At 44.7% G+C, this 25,096-nt stretch carries 13 protein-coding genes, 1 tRNA gene and 7 pseudogenes; 4 read left to right on the top strand and 17 right to left on the bottom strand.

Annotation, left to right across the window (positions count from 1 at the left end; all coding sequences use genetic code 11):
* Positions 1-117 precede the first annotated feature (117 nt).
* The 12 genes and pseudogenes from E3U36_RS07980 to E3U36_RS13000 all read right to left on the bottom strand — a co-directional run bounded on the left by E3U36_RS07980 (position 118) and on the right by E3U36_RS13000 (position 17,185).
* Positions 118-648 carry a DedA family protein gene (locus tag E3U36_RS07980; RefSeq protein WP_180816163.1) on the bottom strand — a complete coding sequence of 177 codons (531 nt, stop codon included), beginning with the start codon at positions 646-648 and terminating at the stop codon, positions 118-120.
* Between the two features lie 378 nt (positions 649-1,026).
* Positions 1,027-1,137 (bottom strand): annotated as a pseudogene (locus E3U36_RS07985) (uridine phosphorylase); the annotation flags it as partial.
* 58 nt (positions 1,138-1,195) lie between these two features.
* On the bottom strand, positions 1,196-2,119 hold the full coding sequence (locus E3U36_RS07990; protein ID WP_180816165.1) for an IS5 family transposase: 924 nt from the start codon (positions 2,117-2,119) through the stop codon (positions 1,196-1,198).
* Positions 2,120-2,245: 126 nt separating this feature from the next.
* On the bottom strand, positions 2,246-2,959 hold the full coding sequence (locus E3U36_RS07995; RefSeq protein ID WP_180816167.1) for a 4'-phosphopantetheinyl transferase family protein: 714 nt from the start codon (positions 2,957-2,959) through the stop codon (positions 2,246-2,248).
* Between the two features lie 338 nt (positions 2,960-3,297).
* A complete protein-coding gene (locus E3U36_RS08000) occupies positions 3,298-3,522 on the bottom strand; it encodes a hypothetical protein (RefSeq protein WP_180816169.1) in 225 nt (74 codons plus the stop codon).
* Complete coding sequence (locus E3U36_RS08005; protein ID WP_180816170.1) at positions 3,522-3,860, bottom strand: hypothetical protein; 339 nt, start codon at positions 3,858-3,860, stop codon at positions 3,522-3,524. Before E3U36_RS08005 ends, E3U36_RS08000 begins: the two co-directional genes overlap by 1 nt.
* A 39-nt stretch (positions 3,861-3,899) precedes the next feature.
* On the bottom strand, positions 3,900-4,502 hold the full coding sequence (locus E3U36_RS08010; protein ID WP_180816172.1) for a phosphopantetheine-binding protein: 603 nt from the start codon (positions 4,500-4,502) through the stop codon (positions 3,900-3,902).
* Positions 4,503-4,541: 39 nt separating this feature from the next.
* On the bottom strand, positions 4,542-6,035 hold the full coding sequence (locus E3U36_RS13245; RefSeq protein WP_369412970.1) for an SDR family NAD(P)-dependent oxidoreductase: 1,494 nt from the start codon (positions 6,033-6,035) through the stop codon (positions 4,542-4,544).
* Between the two features lie 6 nt (positions 6,036-6,041).
* Positions 6,042-12,440, bottom strand: a pseudogene (locus tag E3U36_RS08025) (AMP-binding protein); the annotation flags it as partial.
* A pseudogene (locus E3U36_RS12995) lies at positions 12,370-13,983 on the bottom strand (alpha/beta fold hydrolase). The pseudogenes E3U36_RS08025 and E3U36_RS12995, both read right to left, overlap by 71 nt.
* Positions 13,899-15,935, bottom strand: a pseudogene (locus tag E3U36_RS12710) (AMP-binding protein). The pseudogenes E3U36_RS12995 and E3U36_RS12710 overlap by 85 nt, the downstream one beginning before the upstream one ends.
* Positions 15,936-17,059: 1,124 nt before the next feature.
* The gene (locus E3U36_RS13000) at positions 17,060-17,185 is read right to left on the bottom strand and encodes a hypothetical protein (protein WP_255479073.1); all 126 of its coding nucleotides are present in this window, start codon (positions 17,183-17,185) and stop codon (positions 17,060-17,062) included.
* Here E3U36_RS13000 and E3U36_RS08055 point away from each other — a divergent pair.
* Complete coding sequence (locus E3U36_RS08055; RefSeq protein WP_180816184.1) at positions 17,179-18,102, top strand: IS5 family transposase; 924 nt, start codon at positions 17,179-17,181, stop codon at positions 18,100-18,102. The genes E3U36_RS13000 and E3U36_RS08055 overlap by 7 nt on opposite strands.
* Positions 18,103-18,395: 293 nt before the next feature.
* Here the strand turns inward: E3U36_RS08055 and E3U36_RS08060 are convergent.
* Positions 18,396-18,490, bottom strand: a tRNA-Sec gene (locus E3U36_RS08060).
* A 198-nt stretch (positions 18,491-18,688) separates the two neighbouring features.
* Between E3U36_RS08060 and prlC the strand changes: the two genes are divergently transcribed.
* On the top strand, positions 18,689-20,731 hold the full coding sequence (prlC, locus tag E3U36_RS08065) for an oligopeptidase A (RefSeq protein WP_180816186.1): 2,043 nt from the start codon (positions 18,689-18,691) through the stop codon (positions 20,729-20,731).
* Positions 20,732-21,199: pseudogene (locus tag E3U36_RS08070) on the top strand (class I SAM-dependent methyltransferase); the annotation flags it as partial.
* Here the strand turns inward: E3U36_RS08070 and E3U36_RS08075 are convergent.
* The 4 genes and pseudogenes from E3U36_RS08075 to E3U36_RS08090 all read right to left on the bottom strand — a co-directional run bounded on the left by E3U36_RS08075 (position 21,136) and on the right by E3U36_RS08090 (position 24,115).
* Positions 21,136-22,207: pseudogene (locus E3U36_RS08075) on the bottom strand (phage baseplate assembly protein). The pseudogenes E3U36_RS08070 and E3U36_RS08075 overlap by 64 nt on opposite strands.
* Positions 22,204-23,525, bottom strand: a pseudogene (locus E3U36_RS08080) (DNA circularization protein). The pseudogenes E3U36_RS08075 and E3U36_RS08080 overlap by 4 nt, the downstream one beginning before the upstream one ends.
* A 220-nt stretch (positions 23,526-23,745) precedes the next feature.
* Positions 23,746-23,994, bottom strand: coding sequence for a hypothetical protein (locus E3U36_RS08085; RefSeq protein WP_180816189.1), 249 nt, complete (start codon positions 23,992-23,994; stop codon positions 23,746-23,748).
* A complete protein-coding gene (locus E3U36_RS08090; RefSeq protein ID WP_180816191.1) occupies positions 23,966-24,115 on the bottom strand; it encodes a hypothetical protein in 150 nt (49 codons plus the stop codon). The genes E3U36_RS08085 and E3U36_RS08090 overlap by 29 nt, the downstream gene beginning before the upstream one ends.
* Between E3U36_RS08090 and E3U36_RS08095 the strand changes: the two genes are divergently transcribed.
* Positions 24,109-25,032, top strand: coding sequence for an IS5 family transposase (locus E3U36_RS08095; RefSeq protein WP_180816192.1), 924 nt, complete (start codon positions 24,109-24,111; stop codon positions 25,030-25,032). The genes E3U36_RS08090 and E3U36_RS08095 overlap by 7 nt on opposite strands.
* The last annotated feature ends 64 nt before the right edge of the window (positions 25,033-25,096 follow it).

The following is a 25,096-nucleotide window of genomic DNA, read 5'->3' on the forward strand; positions in this document are numbered from 1 at the left end:
TTCCTTAAAATAGTCTTTATTTTATAAAATAACTTAGTGGTATACTGTATAAATGTCCAGAATAAATTTTGCTTATTTTGGTCAACAAATAGCACAGGATGAAATTTAACGGCTATTTTACCCCATCCACTGAGCAAGCCAAGATAAACCAAATACCCCTGGCGCTAAAATAGCAAATGCCCAGACCATAGCAGAAAGTAAATTAGCGAGTTGAAAATAATGTTTAGGCATAGCACAGATGCCCGCTACCAAAGGAATTACTGCCCTTAAGGGACCAAAAAAACGGCCGATAAAAACACTCCATACTCCCCAACGTTCCAAAAAAAGATGACCTCGATCGAGCATTTCAGGACGACGGGAAATTGGCCACATATGGCGTACACTGTTCTTATAATGAAAGCCAAACCAATAAGATAACCAATCTCCCAAAAAAGCACCACAGGCAACAGCTAACCATATTGGTAAAAAAGTGAGCCCATTATCACCAATTAATGCGCCTAAACCAAGCAAAAGCACTGTCGCAGGGAGTAATAATGAAATGAAGGCTAACGATTCGCCAAAAGCTAATATAAAAACAATAAAGATAGCTAATATTTGATGGTCGCGAGCAAATTCGGTAATAACATTAATAATCTCTGACAATGTCAATTTATTATTCCTATTTCAGTTAAAAATTCGTTATTATGCAGCCAATAATGTAAATTATTGTCAGATTAAAATATAATAATGCGGCAAATTTAACTTACAAAATGTTAAATTTAAGTTATTTTATTCTATGCTATTATCCGGCTATTAACATTCATTAGTTTACTAAAAAATACTAAATAACAAAAATTATCCGTTAATTTATCAAAATAAAAATTACTAAATACATTCGATAAAAAAATAAAACGAGAATTACTTAAGACAAATAAAAACAGCGATTAAATAAAAAAGATATAACAAATAAATTTATCTCTATTTTCATAAAAATAACAATTAGTTATCCTCGTTTTATCGAAAAATTAGCCAAACCTGCAGAACTTTTTAATTTAATAACCGGCGAGCAGCATCAACCACGATCCCTAAAACATTCCCTTCTGTTTGACGTAATAATGTTTCATCTGGTGTTTCTTGTTGTGTACGGTTAACAATCACGGGGCTTTGTTGAATAAATCAGAATTAGCCGCCAGGATGGCTCCCTCTGCTACAGCTGTTATCCGATCCTGACGCTGTGTGGCATACCCAACAACGTCATACGGTTCAGCGCTTTGACCATCGCCATTGCTTCACCTACCTGAGCCTCATAGTCACGCAGGCTCAGATGGCCACCCAGCAAAGTTTTTATGCGGAACATCGCTGTTTCTGCCACTGAACGCCGGTGATAACCCACTTTCTTTTTCCACATATCATTACTCCTGCTCAGACGCTGATTCGCCACCGCATGGTTACGTTCATGGTGCTTGTCCGGCCAGTATTTCGCTCCGCTTCGCGGCGGGATAAGGGGCCTGATTTTCTTTCTTAGCAACGCATCGTGGCAGTAACAGGCGTCATAAGCACCGTCTGCTAACACTTCCCTGATTTTCCGGTGGGTTTGGTTAATCAGGCCCGGCAGTGCCTGCGCATCTGTCGTTCCGCTGAGCGATAAGTCGGCACAGATAATCTCATGATTCACACTGTCTGCTGCCAGATGAAGCTTGCGCCACACTCTTCGTCTGTCAGCCCCATGCTGCCTGACTTTCCATTCACCTTCGCCAAAGACCTTCAGACCGGTACTGTCGATGACCAGATGCGAGATTTCACCACGCGGTGGCGTTTTTATGCTGATGTTGACGCTCTTTGCTCGTCTGCTGACCAGCGAGTAGTCCGGACAGCACAGCGGCAAAGACATGAGTTTAAAAATCGAATCAACGAAGCCCTGTAATGCCCGGAGCGACAGGTTAAACACACGCTTCATCATCAGGACAGTGGTAACAGCCATATCGCTGTAGTAAAGCGGCCGGCCACGACCTTCAGGCGAAGAACTGTCAGTCCATCCAGCGATGGCCGACTCATCAAGCCAGACCGTCAGGGAACCGCGTTGTCTGAGTGCCTTGTTGTACGCGGGCCAGTTGGTAATTTTAAACTTTTGCTTTGCCATGGGGACCTGATGTTGAAACGAATTTAGCGATCAGCTCCGCCAATCACCTAAAAGTTCGATTTATTCAACAAAGCCCTATTTACAGCTAAATTAAGCACTATTATCTGGAGATAAAACAATTATATTTCACTCAAATAAAGTAATAACTTGGTTGTCCCGCATTACATAATAACCTGCTATCTGGCTACCTTTTTTACGATTCTGGGTAAGTGTTTGTGTCAATTCCAACGTAATTCGTTGATGCAAAATGTCTATTTTACAAACCCTGGCTGCTTCAACACCAAAAAAATATCTGACCTCAGGGTAAAGCGCCTTGAATAAACTTTCTTTGGCAGAAAACGTAACTAATAATGCTATTTCATAATCAATACCACTATCTGCCAGCAGTGCTTGTTCATCCAACGAAGAAAAAAGATTTGCGGTCTGCCTTATTGTTAACGAAGAGAATGTCTCGATATCGACACCCGGTATCAGATCGGCTTCCTGTGGCGATACTAGTGCGATAGCATGTCCATCGGTATGGGACAGGCTACCACACCATCCTGATGGCCAAACTGGAGCACGATCCTGCCCAATACCGGGTGTGTTATTACATCCTGCAGTTCGTAGCAGTATTTTAGCCGCATATCTTACTGCAATATATTCCGCTCGACGTTTAACAACCGCTGCACTCAACGTTTGCGGAAAAGGAATAGCAAAATAGGTAAACAATGCGTCCTGATAACAGCGAATATCAAAATTGATCAAGCAGTAACGCAGACCAGGTAAAGAGGTAATCGTCCCCACCTCAAAAGATCGAATAAAAGGCAGCATTGAGCCTGTCGTGATTGCAGTGAACATTTAACAAACCATCGCTAATAACCAACAAATTAAAACGCCATAAAATAATTAATCCCGCTATTATCAATAGCAGGTTAAAAATGATTCATTTTTTATCTCCAGCGAAAGTTTTATGTTGCTTCACTATTTCTTTTCGGGTCAGCTGGTGTATGCTGCTCGCATTACTCTTTTTTAACCGATAGCCTTTCTTTCCTCTGTACTATTTGTAAGGCTGCATCCAGCGCTATATTTGCCGCGCAGAGCAAACCGTTTAGATAGCAAACCAGTGTTGCCGAGATTTGTTTTCACGTCTGCCGTCAACACTGATTGGTTTCCCAAGAAAGGCTATCCCTCGGAAGTTAAGTGACCGCATGCTCGATGCTAGGCGAATACACAGTCACGGCTCTAGCGTTGATGACAATGGCGATAATTCGGTTTAGTTGACTGAATAGTTCTTTCCCGTTGTTGCTGTTCAAAATTGAGTAGTGGTTACCTTCAATACAAATACATTCGGCGGTTTTAAGTTGCTGACGCCAGAACTGCATCGCCTTCTGGCTTTGACTAGCATAAAGCAGATAGGTCATTACTGGAGGTGGCAACCTGGAATGAAACTACGCAAGCAAGTGAGATTACGTCGGAAAGCTTGTAGCAGATTAGCTACATAATTCCGGGTAAAAGGTGGCAAATCCAACCCTTCGCTAGCTTTACCCATCATCAAAAGTTTCACCTGTGGCAGAGTAATATCATGCAGTTTGTAATTCAGTTCCTTGGCAAACCCATGCAATTGGGAGTCATCCGTTGGTGGCGTTTGCCATGAGTACGCAGCAGGCGGATCTATCATGATTAAAACCGGTTTTTTGCTCTGTAATTCTGACATAGCCACCATTTGATAGGCCAGAAGTGCGCCAAATGACCATCCCACAACTATCAGAGGACAGTTGTCTTTCAGCTGCGGCAATACCTAGCGGCAGTAAACTGCAGCTCGTTCAACAAGTGTATCTTTTGCTAGCACCTGTCCATCTAACATAGGATCCTGGATCTGAATAACACTGACCAGACTATCGAGCATCTTCAACATTTCCCTGTAGGCTAAGAGATCTCCGCCAATCGGGTGAAGTAAAACCATCTGAGCCCCAGCCATCTTGCTGATCTGCTGCGATGGTTTGGCGGTAGCCGTATCATCAGTAATAAAACGGTAAAGTGCCTCAGGTGTATCCAGTTGCATAAATTCAGCAAGTGTAAATGGGCGGGGAGATTGGGTATTCAATTCATCGAGTAAATCCAGCGCCTGCATACTGTCACCGCCCATACTCTCCCAGGAAGTATTATTGTCACTCTCTTCAATACCAAGATGTTCCGCGTACAGTTTTCGAATCAACGGTAATGAAAATTTATCCGCTAGATCAGAGCTGGCAGCCATAGATGGACGGGATGGTATGTGCTGTTGATAAAACCAGCGGGATTCAGTAAAACCGGTTGTACATACCAGTTGCTGAGTCTGCTGTGTACTCATGGTTTTATAGAGCATTTCAGCCCCTTCACGACGAGTGATACCAGTACTCAAATGCAGCAGATTATCATGACGACGCAGTCCAGCAGGAAGCTACTGCACTGCCATACCACCATCCTGCCAGATATCCCAGTTGATTGTTCGATAGCAACAGTTTTGCTGATTGGCGGCTTTGGCTGCTACCCATGCATCCAGATATCCGTTAGCACAAGCATAACTAAGCTGTCCAACACCACCATGGAGAGCCGACATAGAGGAAGCACAGATAATCCAACGCGGCTCAAGTGCTTGCAGAATTTCCAGCTCGTCGCAGATACGAATTTTTTCCTCAACAACGACAAAATCTTCAGCACTCTGATGACGCGCAATAAGCGCCCCGGCCGGCACGCCGGCACAGTGTAAAATCCCCTGTATATGGCTATAACGCTCTTGTAACAAGTGCGTTAGTGATTGTACCTCGGCGATGTTGGTGATGTCGCAACTCAGCGATTCGTACTCACACTGACCAGCTAAATGCAAAACGACAGGCTCTTTATTTACACAGCGTGAAACAAGAACAAATTGGCTATGTGGGGCAATGGCAGCAATGGCCTGTACCAATGCCTGACCGATGCCACCGCTGCCACCTAATACAAGATAAGTGCCTGATGGCAGCAGCGTAGATAACTGATGCAGTGGTTGCTCTGCCAACGGCTGATAGCTGAGCTTTAACCATCCCTTCCTGCGCCATGCATGTACCATGCCATGCTGACTTAGGCCATATCCGATAGCCACAGTCGGACTATCAGCAGAACAATCAAGAAAGGCACAATGTATCTGTGGGTGTTCCTGCATAATAACATTCAGTGCACTGGTTAACATCGCCTGTTCAGGTAGTACAGCCTCCCCCACTGCCGTACTCAATGCACTCACAGTGAGCAGATCCAATTCTAGCGTGCGATTCGACAGCCACTTGCTAGCAGCCTGTACGACATCAGTGAGACTCAACAACAGTTCAACAGCGCTCGCGCCAACAGAAGAAACCCACAGAATTTGTACATTACCTGCCGTGTTTGCTGCCTGCTGTAATAGTTGATCGGATTTTTCTTCTACTGATAACACCCGCACCTGACGAGCAGTCAGCTGTACATTATCGGGCAATCTGCCAATAACCAGACAGAGATCGGCAACCGCCATCTTATTCTGTACTGCCACTTGCCAGCAAGGAGTGTAACGCCATTGTTTAGTGGGTAGCTTTGCAGGAACTCCTGTAGGAAGTAACATAAAAGGTGCACAGACAAAGTTGGTAATAGAAAACTGCCAGCTTGCGGGATGATTATCTACCCGACTGATTGGCCAACTACTTTCCTCATCCAGCAACCAATCACGACACTGCTGAGCCTGAGTAGACGACAGCTGCTGGCTGTTTTGTAGTCTATCAATCCGCAGTAATATCTGCTGGCTATTTTGTCCCTGGGTTAACCAACTTTCCATTTCTGCCTGCGCTTTACCAAGTTCGTTCCATATACCAAGATAGCGTATTGATTGTGGTTTATGCAGTGATAAGCGTGCGCAGAGGGTAGATAAATCCAGTGAAGAGGTACGCATGACATTCAACAATTGAACGATCAGCCGTTGCAACGCCTGCGGCGTAGAAGCAGATAATGGCGCCAGACAGATCCCTGTTTGCTTAACTGAATGCGTACAGCGCTCCTGCTGTTGTGGCTCACGTAAGATAAGGTGCACATTGGTACCACCCATACCAAAACTACTAACACCTGCATAGCGTAGCTCTTCACTATTCCACTGGCGACTGGTGGCACTGGTAGTGAACGGTGTTTTATCTATTTCTAGCAATGAATTAGCGCGCTCGTAGCCTACGTTAGCAGGCAGTACTTGATGATAGAGCGCCAAAGCAGCACGGATCAGCCCTAAGATACCAGCAGCTGGACCAGCGTGACCGAGCTGACTTTTTACTGAGGAGATATGGCAGAAACCCGTTTTACTCGTTGTCGATCAGAATGCCCGGCTAAGTGCAGCAATTTCGATCAGATCACACAGCGGTGTTGCCGTGCCGTGAGCTTCAACATAACCAATTCGATCGGCAGCTATTCCGGCACGTGCGAGTGCCAAATTAATCACCTTTGTCTGACCAGCAACAGAAGGCGCGTTATATCCCGCTTTATCGCGACCATCATTGTTAATTGCACTACCGCTGATAACGGCATAAATGCGGTCATTATCGCGCCGAGCTGCCGCCAATGGTTTGAGGATCACTACGCCACACGCATTAGTCGCCAACGTGCCATCCGCCGTATCACTGAACGGATTAGTACTACCTTGTTTAGAGAAGATATGGCCAGGCGCCCATTTATATCCCTGTACTGCATCAGGATCGATATTGACACCAGCCACCACCATCATTTCAGCATCACCCATATTTAATGCATTGCATGCCTGATGCACTGCCACCAAAGAGCTTGAACACCCCGTTTGTACCGTCAGCGCCGGGCCCCGCAAGCCAAGATAATAAGCCACCTTAGTCGCCACAAAATCCTTTTGATAAGATAAACCCAAGGAAAAAGGATCGCTATTGTGATTTTCCGCACAATTTCTACGCTCTAACCAGCGTTGGTAAAAGGCATCACCTGTACTGGCTACGATGCCAACAGACACCAAATCTTCCCTGCTACTATAGCCGGCATTTTCTAACGCCTGTACTACACTCATCAACAAATGGCGTTGTTGTGGATCCATACGTTTCGCCTCTTGTGGCGAAATACCAAACCAATTTGGATCGAAGTCAAAAATACCTGATAAGGATGAACGTACTGTCACTTTACGCTCTTTATCTTCGCTATTAGTGATGATTGAAGCTCTGTCACGTTCCACCAACTCGCGAGAATCCATAACAGCACGCCAAAACTTTGCCAGATCAGCACATTGACTGACATTGATTGCCATGCCAATCTCCGCAATGGCTTCTTGGTCCGCTGAGGTTTCGTTTAATGTGGCTTGTTCAGTTACTGTCGATACGATTGAAGGTGGTGACATAGATTCACCGGCTAAAAAAGAGCTTAGCTCATCAATACTCGCATGCTCAAACAGATCATTAAGTTTGAGAGTACTAGCGCCGGCCTGAATCAATGCTACATGGATTTTTATCAGTCGTAGCGATGTTAAGCCCATAGCAAAAAATTTGGTCTGCCCACTGTTAGGCTTCCCACCAAGCTCTTTCTCTAATAAATAGTGCCAGTCTGCTACTAAGCGCTGATTTGTTGCTTTCCGTTTGATATTCGGCTGAGCACTAAGATTATCATCTGGCATCGGATACCATAACAGCCCGGCTAAACCAGCCCGGTCGATTTTGCCGCTCGGTGTCGTACTAAGTGCATCTACCACGCGGAATTCCATTTTTAAAGCACCTGCTGGCAACCACTGCTGCAATCGCTGATATAACTCCGTCGTTGACACTAGGGTCTCTGCCGATTTAAGACGCAAATAGGCTACTAATTTATCTTGCTGAGCCGTCACCGCCACTGAATGGAAATAGCCGCTTTCTAGCAGCAGTGTTTCCAACTGCCCGCATTCCACTCGGTAACCATTAATTTTGACTTGATAATCGCGTCTCTCAAGGTAATTAAGACGCCCCTGGTTATCATAATGACCTATGTCTCCGGTCAGATAAGCTAACTGATGTTGTCCGTTCAGTGAGAGCTGACAGAATTTCTGCTGATTAGCGCTGGGATTATTTTGATAGCAGGGCCATACGTGCATTCCAGTGATCGCAATCTGCCCGATTTGTTGTTGATCGGCCAGCAGTTGGTTGGTTTCATCAACGATATACACGCCACAATTATCTGTCGGATAACCGACCGGCACAGCTGTTGGCCAGTTATCATGCTCACCCTGCAAGGTATAGCTAGTGACGACGTGAGTTTCTGAAGTACCATACATATTAATAAGCCGGCAACCCGGTGATTTACGAAATAGATCCTTAATGGCCTCAGTACAAAAAAGCATCTCTCCAGCACTGACTATTTCACAAAGACAATCTGGCGCCATTTTCAACGCTTGCGCAGTCTCGGCTAAGGATTGCAAAACAATATAGGGAATATACAAGCGCTCAACGCGCTCAGTTTGTATAAATCGCAGTAAAGCATGATGGTCACGACGAAAATCCGGTGGAGGTAATAACAATGTACCGCCGGTACATAAGGTTGTGCAGATCTCATGATGAGAAATATCAAAGGAGAGAGAGGTAAACTGTAAGGTACGTGCCGGTTTGTCCAGCCCAATACCATTTTGCCACTGAATAATATTTAACATTAGGCTGTGGCGTGCTGCCAATTCTTTAGGCAATCCGGTGGAGCCAGAAGTATATACCTTATACATCAAGGTATCTGCATTAATAGCCTGATCTGGGGGCAACGGCTGCCAATTAGTCACTTGCAGATAACCGTCAATCGGGATTAACGGCAACTCGGGTTGAGCGGTTAATAATGGCGAAGCTGCATTGGCGCGATCAACCATCACGGCATCGATTCCTGCCGTGGTTAAAATATGTGGAATTAGTTTATCTGGGTAGTTCACATCCAAACCGACAAAACAAATGCCGCGATTGGCCATCGCTAAAATAGCAATAATTGCATGGCGGTCAGCATGAGTGTAGATCGCTACCACGCTGCCATAAGACAATCTCCACTGTTTACTAAGGAATATTTCCATGCGCGCTACCTGTTCCATTAAGTAGGAATAAGTTAGCGTCATCCCGTTATTATCAACCAATGCCAAAGCTTCGGGGGTCAGGTTCCTTTGATGATCAAGCCAGGCTCGCAACTTAGCAAAAGAGAGCGTCTGCTGCTGCCCCTGATTAGCAATAACAGAGGTAGCGAATGAAGGGGAAGAGGAAAACTGAGTTGAAAGTGTGTTCATAACAACTGGCTCGCAGGTTAACTTTTGTAACAGACTGATCCACTGGCTGGCAAAAAAATGAGCCTCCTCACGACTGAACAACGCCGTCTGATACTCCAGAATCACTTCTGTTGCCATCCCCTGTGGTGTCAAACAGACCAAAAATGGAAATTTGGCACTACCGATGTCTGGTACACTGCTTTTCATCTTCAGGCCTGGCAATTCAAGGCAACAAAAATCGGTATTCTCCATAACAAATACTAGGTCGAATAGCGTTTGTCCTGCCGCCTGCATAGTTGAAGCAAGTTCAGTTAAGTCTGCATAGTTCACCGTGTGATGACGGAAAATATTTTTCAGCTCTTTTCCCGAACGATCCAAGAAGCTAGCCAATGTGTCATCGGGCAATATCTGCTCATGCCATACCAGCGTATTAACTAACATACCAATGATGTTTTCACTACCTGGCAAAAAGCGACCGGCGTCAGGGAAACCAATAGTGACAGCACTCTGATTTTGCCATTGTCCCCAACTCCATCCCAACACACTGAGCAGCAATCCGGCAAACGTCATCCCTTGTTTTTTTGCCAGCACTTTAATGGCCTGAGTCGTCTGTTGGTCGATCATCAGCTGCTGACGCTCACCAGCCATATCAGCAGCGGGAATTAAACCATAGCGTCGCCGTATCGCCAGTATCTCTGGCAGCCTTGCGCGCCAAAAATTTAGGCTCTGCTTATAACTATCCTGCTGATAGTAAAGATTTAATGCTGCTGTATGGTGTAACAGTGAGTAATTTAGTGGCACAAACCCTGGTTGCTGGTTGCTGGTTGCTGGTTGCTGGTTGCTGGTTGCTGGTTGCTGGTTGTGCTGTAGCGCCGCATAACAGTGGCTCAGCTCACATAGTAAAATATTGATCGACTCACCATCAATCAGTGCATGGTGCATATTTAGCAACAGCACTCGCCGTTCACTCTCGATGGTGAGTAAACAAGCACGCAGAGCACACTTGTGACCTATATCGAAAGGATGTCTGAACCACTCTTTAGCCCAGTTGGACCAAGCAACATCGCTCACTTGTTGATGCTCAAGACTAAAATCACTTTGCGGAACAACACGTTGCATTAGCTGTTGCGAATTTATGTCAAACTCAAACAAGGTACGGAAAGCACCATGGCGTTGTACCAATATCTGTAGTGCCTGCTCAAGACTCTGCTCGTCCATCTGACCCTGAAATTCAAATTGAAAAGGCGTCGCATAAGCATAAAGACTGGGATCACGCTGCTGTAGAAACCACATGCGCAATTGTTCACTAGAAGCCACATGACTAATATCGTTATCAAGCACAATGGTTGCTTGCGCAGCAACTGGCTGTAACCTGGCTAATACCGCACTGACGTGGTTGGTATAAAGTAATTCAGCAGCTGTCACTGCCGCCTGACCTTGTGGCTCTTGCCAGGCTGATAACATTCTCATAGCTGTCAGCGAATCACCGCCATTTTCCAGTAAGGAAAGTTGCGGGTAGAAATTATCGTGGCGCAACAGACATCGCAGTGCAGCCTCAGCATCGTTTTCACTAAAAGGTTGTAACTCTTGTGACCGATTTTGCACAGCGAGTGATTGAAATAATGCCTGGCGATCAATTTTGCCATTTGGTGTCAAAGGCAGAGCTGGTAGCTTGTGCACTTGATGGGGGATCATCCAGCCGGGCACTCGTGACTTAAGAAAATCTATCAGTCGATCGACATCACCACTGACAAACGCGATTAACTCAATGGAAACCTCATTTTCACGCGTCAGCACCGCTGCCGCCTCAACATCCGGTGCCAAGAGAATATGCTGTTCCAGCTCATTGATATCAAAACGAAAACCACGAACTTTTACCTGATTATCAATCCGCGCCAACCACTCCAATTGATCCTGTTTGTTCCAGCGTACTTTGTCACCGGTGCGATAACAACTAACAGATGGTGCAGTAAAATGACCGTCGACAAACTTCTGCTGAGTGGCTTGTTCATCTGCGTAATAGCCTAGTGCCACGCCAGGACCAGAAAGATAAAGCTCACCACTTTCTACCTTGCTAACAAGTTCCCCTTCAGGTGTCAAAACCCAGCACTGAGTTTGTCCGATCCCTTGCCCGATCGGTAGCCGGTCACCTATGAAATTCTGCGGAACTGGCCAGGCAGTAGCAAAAGTGCTGCATTCCGTCGGTCCATAAACCTGGATCAGCTGAGGTGGATTTGGCATAAACTGACGGTAAAACTGGCGAACCGCTTTCGGTCTTAATGCTTCTCCCCCTACTAATAAGCAGCTTATTGAGGCCAGCAAAGGGGCGGTACCGACGACTAATGAATGAAATAGTGCAGAGGTGATAAATAACACATCGACTGGAGCAGCAGGTTTAAAATCACTGTCTGTTCCCTGATAACAGAGCATATCCGGCGTGATCATTACCGTATATGCCCCATTGGTTAATGCTGCCCAAAAATCGAAACTGAAAGCATCAAAAGCGGGAGTAGAAAGCTAGCCTCTCCCTTGGCCAGGGGCAATAGTGACATAATCTGGCTGCCAAGCCATATGCAAGCTCCCTTGGTGGCTAATTGCTACTGCTTTCGGTTTCCCGGTGGTGCCAGAGGTATAAAACAGGCAGGCACAAGTCTGCGGTGTTGAATGGTATCCCCAAAATGTAGAGATAGGACTAGCTTCAGGTAACTGACTGTAATCAATACAGCGTGTGGTCTGCGGTAAAGCACAATTTATGACAGATGATGTCAGTACCAGCGCCGGCGCTACATCTTGCAACAGTTGTTCTAAACGGGCTTTAGGTGTATCGGGTTCAACGCAAAGATAACTGGCTCCAAGCTTTACTACCGCCAATATAGCTATCGCCATATCGGCACCTTTTTGCAAATGCAGAACAATAATGTCGCCAGGTTTTCCAACTAAAACAGCCAATTTGGCCGCCAATACGCTACTCTTGTCCTCCAGTTCGCGGTAGCTCAAGCTTTGCTGTGTATCGACCCAAGTATTGGCTTCAGGCACCGCTTGAAGCCAATGGTGAAAAGCAGCAAGTAAATTTTGCGGTTTTTCGGTGTTCATATGCATACTTCCTCAACCATCTCCTGGCAATGTTCAGCCATGATATTTTCCACCATCGTCGCCACTTTTTGCACGTGAGGGGATCCATCAACGACCAATGATTACCTGAAGTGGGCAACGCAACTAATTGGGGAATAACCTGACGCCATGCTACGGCGGCACGTTCAATATCAAAGGTGTACTCTTTGTCGCGTACCTGAATTAACCAGGCACGGCCAGAAAAATGGGGAACATCAGTTATACCAGTAAGTAAGAGACGGTGATGATTGTATAAGCTGTGATAACGATCAATATCTTCTTCACGAATATCTGGAAATATACCATCAAAACGACATAATTTCTGTTTAAATTCGTCCAATCCCATTTGTGGGATACAGCGCACCATTTCGGGATAATGGTAGCCAGTATCAAACATAATAATTTTGCTATGGTGAAAACCTCGTTGTTGAATCTTACGCGCCATTAATAATACCATCAGCCCCCCTAATGACCAACCGCATAGTATATGAGGCTGACTAAGCAGATGTTCAATTTGAGTCAGTTAGTGGTCTGCCATAGCATCAAAACTGGGTAAAAATGATTCTCCCTCTTTTACACCTTGCGCCTGAATACCATGTATGCCAAGGTCACGATTGAGAGCATTAGCTAGTTTTAGATAGCAATAAGCGGTACCGCCTCCAGGATGTATACAGATAAGATGGCGCTTGCCGTCACGAAAGTTCATTAAATTGTCTGCCCGCACATTTTGCTGCTGGCTACCTCTGGTGCGTATACGTAGTAAAACCGCTAATTGCTCAATAGTTGGATAACGAATTAATTCAGTCAGTGAAAGAATTTGGCCAATCTCTTTTTCAACCATATTTACCAGTCTTAATGCATCCAGCGATGAACCACCAAGTTCAAAAAAGTGGCTATGGATATCAATCGTTACGTTAAGAAAAAGCTGCGAAAAAAGAGTATACAACTTCATCTCAATATCATTACGAGGCGCAATAAATTTGTCATTGCGCGGCAGATCAATCACCTCCATAGCCTCTAGCGCCCGCAAATCAAATTTACCGTTCACCGTCAGTGGCATTTTTTCAATTTGCTGCAGATAACGTGGAACCATATATTCTGGCAATTTATCAGCTAGCTCTTTACGTACTTGGCTGCTATCCAACGGATTATTACTAATATAAAAACCATGTAGTTCCCGATGACCGGCTTCTCCAGGCGCTATGACCACCCCAAGAATGACACCCGATACAGCTTCCAGTGCCAGGCGCACCTCTTTTAATTCAACACGATAGCCCCTGATTTTGACCAGATCATCACGCCGTCCGACAAAAATCAATCCCTCTTCACTCCAAAAACCGTAATCACCACTGCGATAAGCTCTAACCTTTTCTTTCTTAGAACCGGGAAGGCTAATTTCAACAAATGCGTTTTCATCTAAATCTGGCCGATGATGGTAACCACGCGCTAATCCCTGACCGACAAAATAGAGTTCACCAATGGCGCCATCAGGAACATGTTGCTGCTGCGAATAAAGAATATAGACCTGCATGTTGTTGGAAACCCAGCCAAGAGGAACAGGGCCCCGTTGATTTGGCGACGTACCGCATAAGCAAAACTGTAAACACACGTTTCCGCCGGACCATAGATATTAAACAAATTTTTGACCCCAGCCTGCTGGGCAGCACGCACCGCTGTAGGGTTCACAACATCACCACCAAAAATCACCGTATTAACTGTTGAAAAAAGCGCGGTCTTAACAGACTGCATGTAGCTATCAAATAATCCCGTCGCTAAGAAAATATTATCTGGTTGATAATTATCAATCAGCTTCTGCATTCGCTTTCGATCAGCAATGGCTTTTCTTTCTGGGGTAATGACCGTCGCACCATGGATCCAAGCTGACCACAACTGCAACGTTGCACAATCAAAAGTTTCATTCGCAGAATAGAGAACACGCTGTGAGACTGGCAGGTGTCGAGGCTGATATAAGGTACTCATCACTGACTGATGAGATAATGCCACACCTTTGGGGGTGCCTTTGGTACCGGAGGTAAAAATTATGTGACTCAGATCTTCAACCGACCCTTTTGGCCTCTGGCTCAAGGGAGATATGGCATCAAACAAAGACGTTTGAGCCTACTCCAGCAGAAGTGATATCTCTAATTGCGGTAATGCCAGAGCAAACATTTGGGGTTGATCGACTAACAGTAAATCGGGCTGTACCACCCCCTTCATCACTGCTTTACGCTCCTCAGGTGCACTACGATCAATACAGTAATAAATCATTCCTGCATACTGTACCGCCAAAATAGCAATCACCAACTGCGCCAGAGGTTCAATATGCAACATGACAATCATTTGACGCGGATCAGTAAACATGGCATTTAAATGATTAGCGATATGGGTTGCAATCTGGTGAAGTTGGCCATAACTCCACTGTTGACCGGTCACATCATCAATAAGCGCAATATGGTCAGGTTGTTCTAACACATGAGTATAGAATTGTTGTGCCAAAGTATGGTCAGGCCAAGCGACGGCGGTAGCATTACGTTGATCTATCTTCGCTATCATAGCCGGTGTAAGCAGCGGTAAATCGATGATACGCTGATCAGAATTTACCAACACTGTCTCTAACGCTGTTTGATATTGCACCATAAAAGCGTTAAATAGCCCATCCTGATTAATGGTTGGCGCGATATTTAACCGTAAATGGATTTCACCATTTTCTGCCTGGCAATACAGTAGTTGTAGGTCATTACTACTTTCGATAAATTCATAATTTTCGCAGACGGTGACGCCATCACTGAAACGATAGCTGTCGTTTAATGCCACCGTTTCAGCAAACATCAGATTGAACCTTTCTAATGAATGTTCTTTTTTCTGTTTACGCAACGCATTAATGATATTTGCCAAAGGGATATGTTTTGCCGCTTTCCAGCATTTACGTTGCAAAATGATTTGTTCAAATAAGTTAGACCAACTCAAATCTGCGGTAAAATGGTGACCTAAAATGACAGTGTTGACCCAACATCCGCCTTCTTCGCCGCGAGAGATCGGGCGCATACTCACTGGCGAGAGCATGAAAATATCATTTTGACCCGATAAACGGTGAAGTAAGCCAACAAATAGTGCCTGTAAAATAATATTCCGGGTTGCATTATGCTTATCCGCTAAAACCTGGATACTTTTAATAAGAGTTTCAGGTAACGATAACATTTTACTTTCTACCTTTTCATTCTTATACGAACTGTGAGGTAGCATTAATTGACACGGGTGCCCAATTAAATCTTGTGCACGTTGTTCCGCCAGCGCCAATTCTGATTGAGTTAAACTGTTTTCTGGCTGTTGATTGATGAAATAACATTCTGGCGATGCCCATTGCGGTAATGGTTGAGACTCTATTAATAATTGATAAAAGCGCTGGACATTAAACATAAACTGACGAAATGAGGTACCGTCAATAATTAGATGATGAATAACAAGATTTAATACATTCTCCATCTGCTGATCGTTTTTACCCAGATAGCATAAGCACAATTTAAATAATGGTGGCACACCAGGGATCAATAGATGTTGGTAAAGGGCATTAAGATTATCTTGGCCAGACTGCTGCGGTGAATCGTGTTGTGAAAAATCATAATATTCACCTTGTGTCGGTACCTCAAAATGGCATTTTTTTAATTCGTTTTGCTATAAAAACGTCCACTGAAAACTTCGTTGCTTTAGTGCATGGGACAGAGCCAACATAAAAATGTCACGATTAAGTTCACCTGTTAATTTTATTGAAAAAAGTGTATTGGAAATTTCAGCGTTACCAGATGATTTATCGGATAAATAAAATGCATTTTCCTACTTAGTCGCAACCCATTGTTTCATGGTATATTTTTCCTTGTATGTTGTGAGAAATGGTAATTCCACTGCCTTAATAGAGTTTTATTGATAGTAAGCAGCAGCTGGTTATTACTTTTGCTCAGCAGCAAAAAACTGCTATCAATCAGATATATGCTCAGTTAAGTGAACTTATAGCGTCACAAGTACGGTAATGGTCAGCAAATCGAGACAATCTGGTATTTCAACGCTTCTTTTTTATTTGCACAGTCAACCGACGATATCAAGCTCCTTCAAACCTTGCTTGCGCAGTGAAGTGTTAGATATTAGTAGTTTTTCGGTTGTCGCGTTACAACCTCTAAGAATTAAGAATTAAGAATTAAGAATTAAGAATTAAGAATTAAGAATTAAGAATTAAGAATTAAGAATTAAGAATTTTCATTTTTATTACCCATTTCAAACGCGATCAGTAACCTGGGACAAAATGGCAGATATCGTCAGTATTTTTAAAAATATACATACATATCATTAACCTACCATAAATAATCGTTTTAATACGTTATCTTCTTTATTGGTTTATTGCCGTGCGGGGTTTCTCATTTTCCAATTTATTTAGTGTTTTATGACCAACTAAAACTGACCACCACATTAAATTGTTAACGGAAATAACTGACCTGAACCATTCAGAGTTAATACATCGTTATAGTTCTGTCATATTAAGATAATTAAGTGTTATTTGCTTATTTTCATTGATTTTCCGATAGATAAAATCGCGGTTAAACTTAATCAAAATTCCATTAGGGAGATGTTGGTTTGTTTAGTAAATATTTAAGTGTTAGGTGGCTTTGTTGAATAAATCGAACTTTTAGGTGATTGGCGGAGCTGATCGCTAAATTCGTTTCAACATCAGGTCCCCATGGCAAAGCAAAAGTTTAAAATTACCAACTGGCCCGCGTACAACAAGGCACTCAGACAACGCGGTTCCCTGACGGTCTGGCTTGATGAGTCGGCCATCGCTGGATGGACTGACAGTTCTTCGCCTGAAGGTCGTGGCCGGCCGCTTTACTACAGCGATATGGCTGTTACCACTGTCCTGATGATGAAGCGTGTGTTTAACCTGTCGCTCCGGGCATTACAGGGCTTCGTTGATTCGATTTTTAAACTCATGTCTTTGCCGCTGTGCTGTCCGGACTACTCGCTGGTCAGCAGACGAGCAAAGAGCGTCAACATCAGCATAAAAACGCCAACGCGTGGTGAAATCTCGCATCTGGTCATCGACAGTACCGGTCTGAAGGTCTTTGGCGAAGGTGAATGGAAAGTCAGGCAGCATGGGGCTGACAGACGAAGAGTGTGGCGCAAGCTTCATCTGGCAGCAGACAGTGTGACTCATGAGATTATCTGTGCCGACTTATCGCTCAGCGGAACGACAGATGCGCAGGCACTGCCGGGCTTGATTAACCAAACCCACCGAAAAATCAGGGAAGTGTCAGCAGACGGTGCTTATTACGCCTGTTACTGCCACGATGCGTTGCTAAGAAAGAAAATCAGGCCACTTATCCCGCCGCGAAGCGGAGCGAAATACTGGCCGGACAAGTACCATGAACGTAACCATGCGGTGGCGAATCAGCGTCTGAGCAGGAGTAATGATATGTGGAAAAAGAAAGTGGGTTATCACCGGCGTTCAGTGGCAGAAACAGCGATGTTCCGCATAAAAACTTTGCTGGGTGGCCATCTGAGGCTGCGTGACTATGAGGCTCAGGTAGGTGAAGCAATGGCGATGGTCAAAGCGCTGAACCGTATGACGTTGTTGGGTATGCCACACAGCGTCAGGATCGGATAACAGCTGTAGCAGAGGGAGCCATCCTGGCGGCTAATTCTGATTTATTCAACAAAGCCGTGTTAGGTAACCTAAAACAGATGAAGCTGGAAATAGGGATTAAAATTGACTACTTGATTATTTATTAATTATCAGGTTTTACACTTAAGCACAAATTGACCTCGATTTATTGCCCACTAAGAAACGAAAAATTTATGGTAGCAGTGGCTATCTGGATAAAACCGATATCAAGATAAAAAATAGCATTCTCTTTATCAGAAAGTTGGGGATTTTTGGTGATACTAATAGTTTGAGAATGGTGGAAGACCACAGGATTCGAACCTGCCAAGGACCGCTTGCGTCCCCATCTGGATTTGAAGTCCAGCCACCCCACCGGGGACGATGATCTTCCATGGAAAAATTGGCAATCATTATAATCTTATTTTCAGAAATTCTAAACCTAGCTATTTAAACAATCTGGTAAAAAAAAGATAAAATATTTGTCTTCATATTGAACTCAGCCGTTTGTAGCCATATCTTAATCACATCTCTTATTGAATATTTAATTGTACCTATCAAGTAGTATAATCAATCACAGGATGTTTTTATTATGACAAATCCTTTACTAACGAAATCTGTGTTACCTCATTTTTCAACCATTACACCGCAAGAGGTTCTCCCTGCGATAAAAACCGTATTAGACAACTATCGGCAGACAATTGAGACCATAGTTAAAGAAAATAGCACCTTTAACTGGCACAATTTATGTCAACCATTAGAAGAAGCTAACAACAAACTCTCTCGAGCCTGGTCACCCGTAGGTCATCTCAATGCAGTAAAAAATAGCACCGAATTACGACAAGTATATGATACCTGTTTACCTATGCTATCAGAATTTAGTACCTGGATGGGACAACATACCGGTCTTTACCAAGCTTATAAATCGTTAAAAAATAGTGCTGAATTTGATACCCTCAATCAAGCACAACGTAAATCAATTGAAAATACGTTACGTGATTTTGAATTATCCGGAATTGGTTTACCAGCAGAAAAAAAGAAACGTTATGGTGAAATTGCTATTCGAATTGCCGAATTAAAAACTAAGTTTAGCAATAATGTGTTAGATGCAACGATGGGTTGGACGAAACTGATTAAAAATAGTGATCAGTTAACTGGCATACCGGAAAGTGCTCTTTTAGCAGCAAAAGCATTAGCTAAATCTAAAGGAGAAGAAGGCTGGTTATTCACGTTGGATATGCCAAGCTATCTGCCAATTATGACTTATGCTGATAATCATCAACTACGCCAAGAAATGCATCACGCCTATAATACCCGTGCTTCTGATCAGGGACCAAACGCTGGTAAATGGGATAATAGTGACATTATGGATGAAATTTTAGCCTTACGTTACGAATTAGCACAATTACTTGGTTTTAATAATTTTGCTGAAAAATCTTTAGCCACTAAAATGGCCGAATCACCCAAACAGGTTCTGGATTTTCTTACTGATCTTGCGCAACGAGCCTACCATCAAGGTGAAAAAGAGCTTGCGGAATTGACCCAGTTTGCTAAGGATCACTACGGAATTGAGAAACTTGAGCCCTGGGATCTGGGTTACTATAGTGAAAAACAAAAACAGCATAAATTTTCAATTGATAATGAACAACTACGTGCTTACTTTCCAGAACAACGTGTTATCAACGGTCTGTTTGAAGTCATTAACAGAATTTATGGTTTGACAGCAAAAGAGCGTCATGATGTGGAGATATGGCATCCCGATGTACGTTTCTTCGAATTATATAATGAACGTGGTGATTTATGCGGCAGCTTCTATTTAGATCTCTATGCACGAGAACATAAACGTGGCGGTGCCTGGATGAATGATTGTGCGGGCAGATTAAAGCATATCAATGGCAGCTACCAAAAACCTGTGGCTTACCTAACCTGTAATTTTAACCAACCTGTTGGTGATAAACCCGCGCTGTTTACCCATGATGAAGTTATTACCTTATTTCATGAGTTTGGCCATGGTTTACACCATATGTTAACCCAAATTGATGTAGCGGATGTAGCTGGTATTAATGGGGTGCCGTGGGATGCGGTCGAACTACCCAGTCAATTTATGGAAAATTGGTGTTGGCAACCTGAAGCACTTACCTTCATTTCAGGTCATTATGAAACAGGTGAACCGTTACCAAAATCAATGTTAGATAATATGTTAGCAGCCAAAAATTATCAGGCCGCAATGTTTATTCTTCGTCAATTAGAAGTCGGTTTGTTTGATTTTCGCTTACATACTGAGTATTCTCCGCAAAAAGGCGGCCAAATTTTATCAACCTTACGATCGGTTAAACAACAGGTTACTGTAGTGCCGTCACCCGAGTGGGGCCGTTTCCCTCATGCATTTAGCCATATTTTTGCCGGTGGTTATGGTGCAGGTTACTATAGTTATTTATGGGCCGACGTTTTAGCTGCCGATGCATTTTCACGATTTACCGAGGAAGGTATTTTTAATCGCAGTACTGGGTTATCATTTCTTGATAATATTTTAAGTCGTGGTGGTTCAGAGGAACCGATGGTACTGTTTGAACGTTTCCGCGGACGAAAACCTAAGCTGGATGCAATGTTACAAAGTTATGGTATTAATGTATAAATGGCAATTGATATTCAATTAATTTGTGAACCTGGCGCTTCTCAAAGCGCCTTATCGCTGATTGCTGACAAATGGCAACTTAAACACACGCCTGCTGCATTAATGGCATTAGTGCTCACACCCCAGTATTTACAATTAAAAAAATTAGACGAACCTAAATTAGGTGGCATTTATGTTGATTTTGTTTCAGGGGCAATGAGACACCGACGTAAATTTGGTGGTGGTCGAAATGAAGCTATTGCCAAAACAGTTGGCATCAAAAAATCCTATTTACCGACGATTGTTGATGCTACTGCCGGTCTTGGCAGAGATGCTTTTGTCCTTGCTGCACTAGGCTGTGAAGTCCGGCTGTATGAACGTCATGCCATAGTTGCGGTACTTCTTGATGACGGATTACAACGGGGTTACGCTGACGCTGAAATAGGAGGCTGGTTAAGACAGAGAATGACATTGCTACACGCTTCAAGCGGCGGAATATAGGCGGCTTCAGGTGCAACACGGAGTTCACAGAGTGTTCCGCCTTCGTCCTGCGTATAAACGACCTCGCTAATCACTAGTTCCCGATTGTTAAAACCTAACACGGGGTCAAAAACGATAACTCGCTGGTTAGGTTTCCACAGACTGCCGCCAACCTTGTACCGTATAAATGGTTTCATCGGTTCTGGCTGCCCGTTGCTGCGCTTCAAATTGACTCCGAGCTCGACAACTGGCCCCGGTGGCATTGCCGGATTGCTGGATATGTTGAGGGCGATAGCGCGTGATTTGGCTATCCCTGGCTCTGGCGCGTAGTGCTGTCAGCGTGGCTTCACCGTGATCAACATCATCGCCGGCCCGCTGACCTGCCACCTGATATTCCGAAAAACGTTCACGGATACTCTGCTCAGTATCACAGGTGAGAATATTCTCACCCCAGACAAGCGCAGTTGTTGCACGATCATTACCGACCGTGCCAATCAATAGATTGCCTTCTTCATCATCCCAGGCGAGCGCCTGTTGACTTCCTAACGCCTTGTTTAGCGCCTCATGGACAGTTTCTCCATAATCAGCCTGAAAAGCCTGTAGCAGCGTTTGGGGGGCTTTCTGGTTAATCACCTTAATGCCAAAGGGTTTTGCCAGTGCTGAGGCTATCTGATGCAAGGTTTTGCCCGTAAAAAGCTTGGTATGGGCAGCACAATCGATTAAATCCGCCGTCTTACTCCGGCCACTCATACCGACATTAATACTTTTTGCGTCATAGCGTATTGGGGTCGCTTCAATCCAGCCGGTCAGGACTTTATCTTGACCGATAAGGACTTCGACCAACTCCCCTTTTTTAATCCGGGGCTGTAACGGCATACTGCCTGATTCACCCGGCCACTGGCGGGTGATTTCGACATTGAAATCGCGTGATAGCCGTTCTATCCCTGCTGAAATCTGTACCCGCGTCCAGCCCCCCCATTCGCGCCCGTTGACGCGCAATATCACGTGATTACTCATCTTGCAGGTACTCTCAAAGGTTTCACTAGCATAAAGCCAGGATGATTAACTATATTTCGGCTGGTGATATCGGTTTCCCGTGCCGCATTGTCATACCAGTTGGCCGCCAGAACCAGGGCGGGTAGCACCGTTTCGGGTGTTCGAGTAACCGTTTTTTCAACTTGTGCCAGTCGTGTTGCAATATCCCGGTTGGCATCGTTTTTCACCTGTTGCAAGGCAAGGAACAGCGCATCATCAAGCGTTAATGCCTGTTCGTGCTCGATAGCCTGATTCAGGGTTTCTCGCACTGTGACCAATGCATCCCACGTGACCGCCGCGAGTCCTTCTGTGTGGCTGCCTGCCGTATGAGAAACCGCGTGTAATGCGGGATGGGAAATATTGACGTGTATCTGACGTTTTCCACGTTGATTAATCGGTAACGTGGGGGTACGTGGTGGGGGCAGTTGTGTTAATCGCCACGTAGCCTCATGGATGGCCGTGGTACGCAACAAAGCGGCAATACGATTACTGCGCATACGTTCAGCCTGAATACTGGGTCTGTCGCTTTTCCAGACGCCGCGTGGCGCTAAATCATGCCCCAGCGTGACACCGGATAGCGTCTTAATTTGCTGTGCCAGTGTTGCGGCATCCTGAATAGTACGTCTGCCAGAACGCCACATCCGCTGTATCGCTTCTATAACACTTTTACCGGATGAGCCGGATTTCAAGAGTACCGAAATATCACCGTGTAGCAGTCTTGATGCGGCGGTAATGCCGCTATCGATAGTGTCAAAAGCGTTGGTAACATGGCTGATCATGGATTTAGCCTGATTCAACGCCCCATTCTGGCTAAAATCTGCCAATCCGTTTAACCCTAAATCAGCAAAAACCGCCTCAATGCGATCATTAAGCGCGGAACTGGAAGACATCAAGGTGTAACTGGTGGCGATACCCGCAGTCGGAAAGATAATTCACCGGCTTCGACCACGCTAAAACTGACGCGGCACATGCGGCCTTCGCGTCCGCTATGGCTCACTCTAACTTCACCATCGATACAGACCGCGATTTCACCGTAATAGGGATGCACCAACGTTCCAGGCCCTGGCGTGTCGATAGCCGCAATAAGCCGATCTCTGGCCTCGAAAATATCATCACCGACCAAATAAGCGCCAATGTTAAAACGCCGTGTTGCACGCCCTAAATCTTCCGTATACGGCTTGTCCCGATTGGGGTATTCGTGAACCTGTACGCGCCGTCCGAACGTCCCCTCGTCGTCTTCTACCTGAAACGGTATGCCACGAAAAGAGGCCGGTCGGAGTTTATTTTTCCATACCGTCATCTCACCACCTTAATCTAAAAATGTTGGAAACATTTAAGTAATGAATATTGTCGCTACCAATTAAAAACTGATCTGTTATAGCCAAACGACATTATTTTGATAACAGCCAGTGATGTTTCTTTTCCAGATATGAGGGCATCGGATGTCATCATTTTTAAGTCGCTTGGCTAGACTTTAGCAGGGTGGGCCAGATTTGATTTGGTACTGACGGAATATGGTATTACCAGGGCTTGTTTTTCAGTTCAACGGTGCGAAGTTTTTCCATTACATAATTGAAATAATTATCTGCATCTATTTTATTATCGAAAGGAACTCGTTTTAGACCAATCCCATCAAACAGAATTTCAAAGGGGGAATTGGGATTTAGCTTGTTAGGATAATACTTTTTTACAAACTTCAGTTTAGATAGGCTAATAATAATGTCTTGGTTTTTGTTATCTTCACGATATTTTATTCTTGCAAATTTCATCTTTGTTACCCCTTGCGGTTTTCTTTTGGTGATAAATCAGGCTTTGTTGAATAAATCGAACTTTTAGGTGATTGGCGGAGCTGATCGCTAAATTCGTTTCAACATCAGGTCCCCATGGCAAAGCAAAAGTTTAAAATTACCAACTGGCCCGCGTACAACAAGGCACTCAGACAACGCGGTTCCCTGACGGTCTGGCTTGATGAGTCGGCCATCGCTGGATGGACTGACAGTTCTTCGCCTGAAGGTCGTGGCCGGCCGCTTTACTACAGCGATATGGCTGTTACCACTGTCCTGATGATGAAGCGTGTGTTTAACCTGTCGCTACGGGCATTACAGGGCTTCGTTGATTCGATTTTTAAACTCATGTCTTTGCCGCTGTGCTGTCCGGACTACTCGCTGGTCAGCAGACGAGCAAAGAGCGTAAACATCAGCATAAAAACGCCAACGCGTGGTGAAATCTCGCATCTGGTCATCGACAGTACCGGTCTGAAGGTCTTTGGCGAAGGTGAATGGAAAGTCAGGCAGCATGGGGCTGACAGACGAAGAGTGTGGCGCAAGCTTCATCTGGCAGCAGACAGTGTGAATCATGAGATTATCTGTGCCGACTTATCGCTCAGCGGAACGACAGATGCGCAGGCACTGCCGGGCCTGATTAACCAAACCCACCGGAAAATCAGGGAAGTGTCAGCAGACGGTGCTTATGACGCCTGTTACCGCCACGATGGGTTGCTAAGAAAGAAAATCAGGCCCCTTATCCCGCCGCGAAGCGGAGCGAAATACTGGCCGGACAAGTACCATGAACGTAACCATGCGGTGGCGAATCAGCGTCTGAGCAGGAGTAATGATATGTGGAAAAAGAAAGTGGGTTATCACCGGCGTTCAGTGGCAGAAACAGCGATGTTCCGCATAAAAACTTTGCTGGGTGGCCATCTGAGGCTGCGTGACTATGAGGCTCAGGTAGGTGAAGCAATGGCGATGGTCAAAGCGCTGAACCGTATGACGTTGTTGGGTATGCCACACAGCGTCAGGATCGGATAACAGCTGTAGCAGAGGGAGCCATCCTGGCGGCTAATTCTGATTTATTCAACAAAGCCTTTAAAAA

This window comes from Arsenophonus endosymbiont of Aphis craccivora, assembly GCF_013460135.1.
Classification (GTDB): domain Bacteria; phylum Pseudomonadota; class Gammaproteobacteria; order Enterobacterales; family Enterobacteriaceae; genus Arsenophonus; species Arsenophonus nilaparvatae.